The sequence below is a fragment of the Micropruina sp. genome (genome assembly GCF_027492755.1).
In the GTDB taxonomy this organism is placed as follows: Bacteria; Actinomycetota; Actinomycetes; order Propionibacteriales; family Propionibacteriaceae; genus Micropruina.
Window position 1 is genome coordinate 1 of record NZ_JAPUED010000117.1, and the last position, 7,373, is coordinate 7,373.

The 7,373-nt window shown below is 68.7% G+C and carries 9 protein-coding genes; all 9 read left to right on the forward strand.

What is annotated here, in order from left to right:
* On the forward strand, positions 1-1,064 hold a 1,064-nt coding region (locus Q0066_RS08120), incomplete at its 5' end, for a DNA translocase FtsK (protein WP_298131851.1).
* Between the two features lie 154 nt (positions 1,065-1,218).
* Positions 1,219-2,616: a 30S ribosomal protein S12 methylthiotransferase RimO gene (gene rimO, locus Q0066_RS08125; RefSeq protein WP_366521507.1), complete on the forward strand. Its 1,398-nt coding sequence runs from the start codon at positions 1,219-1,221 to the stop codon at positions 2,614-2,616.
* Complete coding sequence (locus tag Q0066_RS08130) at positions 2,613-3,203, forward strand: CDP-alcohol phosphatidyltransferase family protein (protein ID WP_298131853.1); 591 nt, start codon at positions 2,613-2,615, stop codon at positions 3,201-3,203. The genes rimO and Q0066_RS08130 overlap by 4 nt, the downstream gene beginning before the upstream one ends.
* Entirely contained in the window at positions 3,204-3,710 is a 507-nt protein-coding gene (locus tag Q0066_RS08135; RefSeq protein ID WP_298131854.1) for a CinA family protein, read from the forward strand.
* Between the two features lie 140 nt (positions 3,711-3,850).
* Complete coding sequence (locus tag Q0066_RS08140; protein WP_298131856.1) at positions 3,851-4,150, forward strand: helix-turn-helix transcriptional regulator; 300 nt, start codon at positions 3,851-3,853, stop codon at positions 4,148-4,150.
* A gap of 1 nt (position 4,151) precedes the next feature.
* Entirely contained in the window at positions 4,152-4,346 is a 195-nt protein-coding gene (locus Q0066_RS08145; RefSeq protein ID WP_298131858.1) for a DUF3046 domain-containing protein, read from the forward strand.
* 177 nt (positions 4,347-4,523) lie between these two features.
* Complete coding sequence (gene recA / locus Q0066_RS08150) at positions 4,524-5,570, forward strand: recombinase RecA (RefSeq protein ID WP_298131860.1); 1,047 nt, start codon at positions 4,524-4,526, stop codon at positions 5,568-5,570.
* Positions 5,571-5,572: 2 nt separating this feature from the next.
* A complete protein-coding gene (locus Q0066_RS08155; RefSeq protein WP_298131862.1) occupies positions 5,573-6,097 on the forward strand; it encodes a regulatory protein RecX in 525 nt (174 codons plus the stop codon).
* 257 nt (positions 6,098-6,354) lie between these two features.
* The coding region (locus tag Q0066_RS08160; RefSeq protein ID WP_298131863.1) for an Rnase Y domain-containing protein at positions 6,355-7,373 on the forward strand (1,019 nt) is incomplete at its 3' end.

The window sequence follows — 7,373 nt, forward strand, 5'->3', positions numbered from 1 at the left end:
ACGTCGAGGGCGGCTACCTGGTCGCCAACATGGCCAAGATGCCGCACCTGCTGGTGGCCGGCGCCACCGGCTCGGGCAAGTCCAGCTTCGTCAACTCGCTGATCACCTCGATCATGATGCGGGCCACCCCGGACGAGGTGCAGCTGCTGCTGGTCGACCCCAAGCGGGTGGAGCTCACCCACTACGAGGGCATTCCGCACCTGGTCACGCCGATCATCACCAGCCCGAAGAAGGCCGCCGAGGCGCTGCAGTGGGTGTGCCGCGAGATGGACACCCGCTACGACGACCTGGCCGCCTTCGGCTTCCGGCACGTCGACGACTTCAACAAGGCCGTCCGGGCCGGCGCGGTGAAGCTGCCGCCGGGCTCGGAGCGGATACTCGAGCCCTACCCGTACCTGCTGGTGATCGTCGACGAGCTGGCCGACCTGATGATGGTCGCCCCGCGCGACGTCGAGGACTCCATCGTCCGGATCACCCAGCTGGCCCGGGCCGCCGGCATCCACCTGGTGCTGGCCACCCAGCGTCCGTCCACCGACGTGGTGACCGGCCTGATCAAGGCCAACGTGCCCTCCCGGCTGGCGTTCGCCACGGCGTCCATGACCGACTCCCGGGTCATCCTGGACTCGCCGGGCGCCGAGAAGCTGGTCGGCCAGGGCGACGGGCTGTTCCTGCCGATGGGCGCGTCCAAGGCGATCCGGGTGCAGGGTGCCTGGGTCACCGAGGCCGAGATCCGTCAGGTCGCCAAGTACGTCACCACCCAGTTGCAGCCGCAGTACCGCGAGGACGTCCAGGCGGCCCCGGAGTCGTCCACCAAGGTCGCCGAGGACATCGGCGACGACCTGGAACTGGTGCTCGAAGCGGCCACCCTGGTGGTCAATCTGCAGCTCGGCTCGACCTCGATGCTGCAGCGCAAGCTGCGGGTCGGCTTCGCCAAGGCCGGACGCTTGATGGACATCCTGGAGACCCGCGGCGTGGTCGGCCCCTCCGAGGGGTCCAAGCCCCGCGAGGTGCTGGTCAAGCCCGACGATCTCGATGAGGTGCTGGTCAACCTCCGCGAGGGCTGATCACACGCGCGGTGCGCGCGGACGGGTCTCTTGGTCACCGTGGACGGTTCCCTTGGTCACTTCGGTGTCGTGGGAGCCGTCCCGACCTGCTTCCCTCGCGACACTTGGCGGCCTGACAGGCCGTGCTCACAGGGTGCTGGGATAGATTGCTGACGTGACCGCGCGCGTACATCTGGTGAGCCTGGGTTGCGCGCGCAACGACGTCGATTCCGAAGAGTTGCTGGCCCGCCTCGAGCAGGGTGGTTTCGAGGTCACCGACGACCCCGAGGCCGCGAATGCGATCGTGGTCAACACCTGCGGATTCATCGACGCCGCCAAGAAGGACTCGGTCGACACACTGCTCGCCGCCGCCGACCTGAAGCAGTCCGGAGCGGCTCAGGCCGTGGTGGCGGTGGGCTGCATGGCCGAGCGGTACGGCGACGAACTCGCCGCCGCGCTGCCCGAGGCGGACGCCGTGCTCGGCTTCGACTCCTACCCCGACATCGCCGACCGGCTGCGCTGGATCATGGCCGGCGGACATCACCGTGCCCACCGGCCCCGCGACCGTAGGAAGCTGCTGCCGCTGGCTCCCGCCGAGCGTCCGGCGGCCGCCCGCACCGTCACCCTGCCGGGCCACGGGACGCCGGCCACCGGGCCGCGGGTGCTGCGGCACCGCCTCGACAATTCTCCGATGGCGCCGCTCAAGGTGGCCTCGGGTTGTGACCGGCGCTGCACCTTCTGCGCGATCCCGTCGTTCCGCGGCTCCTACCTTTCCCGCGGCACCGATGAGCTGGTCGGCGAGGCGCGCTGGCTGGCCGAGCAGGGCGTCAAGGAACTGTTCCTGGTCAGCGAGAACACGTCGTCCTACGGCAAGGACCTGCAGACCGGTCCACGCGCGCTGGAGCTGCTGCTGGCCGAGCTCGCCCGGATCGACGGCATCGAGTGGCTCCGGGTGTCGTACCTGCAACCGGCCGAGTTGCGGCCCGGAATGATCGAGGGGATGTTGGCGGTGGACAAGGTGGTGCCCTACTTCGATCTGTCCTTCCAACATGCGGCGCCGGGCGTGCTGCGCCGGATGCGGAGGTTCGGTGATCCGGACTCCTTCCTCGGCCTGCTCGACCGGGTCCGTAGCCTGGCTCCCGAGGCCGGCATCCGCAGCAATGTCATCGTCGGGTTCCCCGGCGAATCCGAGGCGGACTTCGCGACCCTGTGCGACTTCGCGGCCGCGGCCCGGCTGGACGTCCTGGGCGTCTTCGGCTATTCCGACGAGGAGGGCACCGAGGCCGCGACCCTGGACGGCAAGCTGCCCGACGAGGTGATCGCCGAACGGCTGGAGACGATGTCCCGGCTGGCCGAGGAGGTGTCCGCGCAGCGTGCCGAGGACCGGGTCGGCGAGCGCGTCCGTGTCCTGATCGAGCACAGCGACGGCCGCACCGGGAGGGCCGTCCACCAGGGCCCCGAAGTGGACGGCAGCACCCGCGTCGAGGGACGCCGGCACGAGGTGGGGAGCCTGGTCTGGGCCACCGTCACCGCTGCCGACGGCATCGACCTGACCGCGTCCGAGGCGTCATGACCAGCCAGCCCAGCCAGCCGAGCCGGCTGAACGCCGCGAACGCCCTCACCGTGCTGCGCCTGGTGCTGGTGCCGGTCTTCGCCTGGATGCTGCTGAGTCATCCCTCCGACCTGGCCTGGCGGCTGGGTTCCACCGCGGTGTTCGCGTTCGCCATCGCGACCGACGCCATCGACGGCCGGATCGCCCGCCGCTACAACCTGATCACCGACTTCGGCAAGCTGTGGGATTCGATCGCCGACAAGGCGCTCACCGGCATGGCCTTCGTCGGGCTGAGCATCGTCGGCGAGCTGCCCTGGTGGGTGACCGTGCTGGTGCTGGCCCGGGAATGGGGCATCACCTGGATGCGGGTGGCGATGCTGAAGTACGGCGTGATGGCCGCCAACGCCGGCGGCAAGCTGAAGACCGTGCTGCAGAGCATCGCGCTGCTGCTGTACCTGCCGGGCTTGCCACTGATGCCGTCCTGGCTACAGTGGACGGCCTGGATCGTGATGACGGCCGCTGTCGTGGTGACCCTGGTGACCGCGGTCGACTACATTCGCGAGGCGATCGCCTTGCGGAGACGTGGCTTGGCCGAACAGGAGAAGTAGATGACCCAGCGTTCGCTCGCCGAGGTAGTGGGACGGACGCTGACCGAGCGTGGTCTCACCCTCGCCACCTCGGAGTCGCTGACCGGCGGGCTGCTGGGAGCGACGATCACCGGAGTTCCCGGTGCCTCGCAGTACTACGTGGGCGGGGTTGTGGTCTACGCCACCGAGCAGAAGGCGCGGATCGGGGGAGTGGACCCCGCGGTGCTGCGCAAGCACGGGGTGATCTCGGAGCAGACCGCGGTCGAGATGGTGATGGGCGTGCAGGAACTGACCGGTGCCGACTACGCGCTGGCGGCGTCCGGTGTGGCGGGCCCCGCCCCGCAGGAGGGACACCGGCCCGGCGAGGTGTGGATCGCCGTGATCGGGCCGCGGGTGGGCACGATGCAGCCGTCGCCGACGGCGCTGCGCTTCCAGTTCGAGGGCGAGCGGGAACCGGTGCGCGAGCAGACCGTGCAGGCCGCGTTGCGGATGCTGCTGGATCTGCTCGACCCGATCAAGCGGGACTGACGCCAGGGCCTGAGTGCGTGGCACCCGACGGGTGTCCAACCCGTGCGACGGACGCCCTGGGTGCGAGTTGGAACATATCCTGCGCGACGCGTGTTGATGCAGGACGTCGATGAGAGCTATGGATGGGTAGAGTCGTGGGCATGATCGCCGCCGAGGCCGACCGGCCGCAGTTGATGCGGGAATTGCTGGGAGAATCGTTGCGTGAACTGCGCAACGCGGATCGGCGCACCCTGCGCGAGGTGTCGTCGTCGGCCCGGGTGAGCCTCGGCTACCTGTCCGAGATCGAGCGTGGCCAGAAAGAGCCCTCCAGCGAGTTGCTCAACGCCATCTGCGGCGCACTCGGGGTTCCGTTGTCGCTGGTGCTGCGCCGGGTAAGCGACAAGTACGACGATCGCGACGTGGTGGCCCACCTTCCGGTGCGTCGCCGAGTCGCCGCCTGAGGTGCGCGAGGCAGAGCTCTGGGCGCGGCTGACGCGCCAGATGGGGCGGGTCCCTGCGTTGATCTGGGCCGAGAGCCATGTGGTCTCCGAACTCGGCAGCCGCACCGTGCGCGAAGCCCTGGCCGCAGGGGTGCCGTGCAAGGAGATCTGGCGTGCGGTGTGGCGCAATCTGGAGCTTCCCGCGTCCGAGCGCTGACGGCGTGTCGAGTGTGTTTCGAACATCTGTTCGGTAGTGTTCTGTCCCGTGGCCCCGGGTGTTTCGGCCGGTTACCCACAGCCTGAAGCGAGTTTGACGTTTTTGTCAGTGCCCGTTCGTAAGGTGACAACAGAGGCTTGAGAGACGGCAACGGCCGGACGAGGAAGGACAGCGGAGATGGCGATTGCGGACCGCGAAAAGGCGCTTGGTGCGGCCCTCGCGCAGATCGAGAAGCAGCACGGCAAGGGGTCGGTGATGCGGCTGGGCGAAGAGACCCGGCAGCCGATCGAGGTGATCCCGACCGGGTCGATCGCACTCGACGTGGCACTCGGCATCGGCGGGCTGCCGCGGGGCCGGGTGGTCGAGATCTACGGCCCTGAGTCCAGCGGCAAGACGACGGTGGCACTGCATGCGATCGCCAGCGCCCAGGCCGCCGGCGGCATCTGCGCGTTCATCGACGCCGAGCATGCGCTCGATCCGGCCTACGCCGAGAAGCTCGGTGTCGACACCGACGCGCTGCTGGTCAGCCAGCCCGACAACGGTGAGCAGGCCCTCGAGATCGCCGACATGCTGGTCCGGTCCGGTGCACTGGCGCTGATCGTGATCGACTCGGTGGCCGCACTCACCCCGCGGGCCGAGATCGAGGGCGAGATGGGCGACAGTCACGTGGGCCTGCAGGCCCGGCTGATGAGCCAGGCGCTGCGCAAGATGACCGGTGCGCTCTCCGGGGCGGGCACCACCGCGATCTTCATCAACCAGCTGCGCGAGAAGATCGGCGTGATGTTCGGTTCGCCCGAGACCACCACCGGTGGCAAGGCGCTGAAGTTCTACTCGTCGGTGCGCCTCGACGTGCGCCGCATCGAGACCCTGAAGGACGGCTCCGACATGGTCGGTAACCGGACCCGGGTGAAGGTGGTCAAGAACAAGATGGCCCCGCCGTTCAAGCAGGCCGAGTTCGACATCCTCTACGGCAAGGGCATCAGCCGTGAGGGCAGCCTGATCGACCTGGGTGTCGAGACCGGCCTGGTGCGCAAGGCGGGTGCCTGGTTCACCTACGAGGCCGACCAGCTGGGCCAGGGCAAGGAGAACGCCCGCAAGTTCCTGCGAAAGAACCCTGAGGTGGCCGACGAGCTCGAGACCCGCATCCTGAAGCACCTGGGCATCGGTGAGCACGCCGAAGTTCCGCCCGGCATCGATCCGGTGACCGGCGAGGTCGAGTTCTGAGCGTGGCGGTCGAGGTTCCCGACGGTCCGGACGCCGATCCGGTCGCGGTGGCGCGTGAGATCGCGCTGCGACTGCTCGACGTCCGTGACCGGACCCGCCGTGAACTCGAGCGAGCGTTGGCCAAACGCCGGGTGCCTGAGGAGGCTGTCCGCGAAGTGCTCGACCGGCTGACCGAGGTGGGGTTGATCGATGACCGTCGGTTCGCCGACGCGACCTTCGACGGTCAGCAGCGGCGACAGCGCTCGACCCGGGCGCTGCGGCAAGAGCTTCGCACCAAGGGCGTCGATGCCGAGGTGATCGAGCAGGCGGCGTCCGAGGTCGATGACGAGACCGACCTGGCTGTGGCTCGCGAGTTGGTGGCCAAGCGGGCCCGCTCCCTGGAGCGGTTCCCGCACCAGGTTCGGTACCGCCGAATGGCCGGTCAACTGGCCCGCCGCGGGTTCTCCTCGTCGGTGATCGCCACCGCGCTGCGCGAGTTGCCCTCCGACGAGGTTGACGGCGGCCTGGCGGAGCCTGACTTCGGCTAGCGAATTCCACCGCCACAAGGACCGGCGCTTGAACACAGCGCCGTCGACGCCTAACCTCAGCACAGGTGTGTCAACGATTCATCCCAACTAAGCGATCGACTTCTTCAACGATTTAGCAAACGACTCGTGATTGGAGTTCCGTCCATCCCCGCAGGCGGAGCGGACGGCGGTGCTGACGGTAGGTCCGGCATCGCCTGATTGCCATGGTGATTTGACCCGTTCGGCGTACCCATGTTCACCGACGACGGGAGGTTCCGATGGATCCGATGCAGCTGCTCGCGATCGTCGCCGTCGTCCTGGCGATCGTCCTGGTCGGGCTGACGCTGGTTGTGGTGTCCATGGTGCGCAACCAGCAGCAGGCTCAGAAGCAGGCCGCCCGCCGTGCGGTCGAGGCCGAGAAGCAGGAACGGTCCCGTCTGCAGTCCCTGGTCGCCAAGGTCGATCCGCTGGCCCGTAAGGCCGAGGCCGACGAGATCATCGCGACAGCGCGGGCTGAGGCTGAGCGCGTCAGGGCCGACGCCGAACGAGCGCGGCTGGAGAGCGATGCCGCCAGCAGGCTGGAGCGCGAGCGGGTGGAGATGCTGCTCCAAGAGGTGGAGCGCCGGGAACGCCGGGTGGCTGAACGCGAAGACCAGCATGCCGGGCTGCAGCGCAAGCTCGACGAGCGACTCGGCGATCTGGAGCTCACCCTTGCCGAGTTGGACGCCCAGCGGGCTGCCCTCGACAAGGCGGAGGCGGAACAGCGCAAGGAGATCGCCCGGATCGCGGGCATGACGCCGCAAGCCGCCAAGACGGAGTTGCTCGCCCAGGTGGAGCACGAGGCTCGGCTGGAGGCCGTGCACCTGAGCCGCACGATCGAGGCCGAGGCGCGCCGCGACGGCGACCAGAAGGCCCGGCAGATCATCGTCGGCGCCATTCAGCGACTGGCCACCGATCAGACCACCGAATCGGTGGTCACCACGGTGCCGCTGCCGAGCGACGAGATGAAGGGCCGGATCATCGGCCGTGAGGGCCGCAACATCCGCGCCTTCGAGCAGACCACCGGCGTCAACGTGATGATCGACGACACCCCCGAGAGCGTGCTGTTGTCGTCCTTCGACCCGGTCCGCCGCGAGGTGGCCCGGCTGACCCTCACCGAGCTCGTCGCCGACGGCCGGATCCATCCCGCGCGGATCGAAGAGGTCTACGAACGCAGCAAGCGGCGGATCGACGAGATCTGCCTGCGGGCGGCTGAGGACGCGGTCGCCGAGGTGGGGTTGACCGACCTGGCCCCTGG